Source organism: Pseudomonas sp. GM60 (assembly GCF_000282415.1).
GTDB classification, from domain to species: Bacteria; Pseudomonadota; Gammaproteobacteria; order Pseudomonadales; family Pseudomonadaceae; genus Aquipseudomonas; species Aquipseudomonas migulae.
The window spans coordinates 1-1,029 of record NZ_AKJI01000018.1 but is presented as its reverse complement, the minus strand read 5'-3'; the positions used below and the strand labels follow the sequence as shown (position 1 = coordinate 1,029).

Below are 1,029 nucleotides of genomic sequence, written 5' to 3'. Positions count from 1 at the left end.
CGGTGTTAATGCGGTTTAACGGCCCGGACAGTTTTAGTCCGTTTGGTAGGGGGGGATTGAATACATATGCTTATTGTTTAGGGGACCCAATCAATCTGAGCGATCCGAACGGTACAATCCCGGACTTCCTCAAACGGATGTTAGGTTGGCCTGTCTATAAAAGCGGCCCGGAACGACCACCCAATACGCCCGCTGAACACATTTACACGGAGGTCGCCGAATTTACTCCAGCGAGCGATATCCATGAATGGCATGAAATGACTTTTAGAACCAGCCAAACTAACGGGGGAAAAATCGCAATCAAAGCAGTTACAGGCCTTGGCTATGACGGGGCTACCGTGTACGAGAACAAGGAGCTTACTACTATAAAAAGAAACAGACCCATAAAATTAAACGAGCTCGTCTACGCTCAAATGCCTGGCAACGCGTTAGCAATTATCCACGAGAATTTCGACATGCCTGAAGTTAACATATCAAATGATCATCGCAATTTATTGGAAGCTAGAAACAATCTCATTATAACCAACAATGAAAGTCAGTTAAACGCCTTGGCACTACAAGGGCGTCTCAATGGAGTGCGCCCGAAAAATGCAGAGATACTCATCAGAGATATTCGCACTCCGAATGATGGTGATCGTTGGTGGGCAGACCCCACTCGCTACCATACAGTCAAGAAGTGGGACGCCTGACAAACTCACAACAACTAAAGCAGGCGATGTCCTGACCGAATCCCCTTGCCACAATTACTCCAGGATCCACGGGTTCCGTCCTATCAGTTCTGCTAGTTCCCACCCATGGCGAAATCGCCAATACTGGTCGAAGGCACATTGAACCTTCGAAGCATCCCCATGCCATTGCTGCGCGAATCCCTCTGCCACTATTGCTACGACGCCCTCGGCCGGCTGATCGGCCATGCACGGCAAGGCGCGCAACAGCATCAGCGCTTCTACTGCAAAAGCCGCCTGGCTACCGAGATACAAGGTGCGATGCAGAATTCGATCGTCCAGCACGGCGATTTGTTGTTGGCGC

The 1,029-nt window shown here is 50.0% G+C and carries 2 protein-coding genes; one reads left to right on the top strand and one right to left on the bottom strand.

Translation table 11 applies throughout. The annotated features are described in order from the left end of the window. Nucleotides 1-689 (top strand): RHS repeat-associated core domain-containing protein (locus PMI32_RS30535; protein ID WP_338010005.1); only part of this gene is annotated, 689 nt, incomplete at its 5' end. A gap of 54 nt (nucleotides 690-743) precedes the next feature. Here PMI32_RS30535 and PMI32_RS30210 read toward each other — a convergent pair. Next, the coding region (locus tag PMI32_RS30210) for a hypothetical protein (RefSeq protein ID WP_157214341.1) at nucleotides 744-1,029 on the bottom strand (286 nt) is incomplete at its 5' end.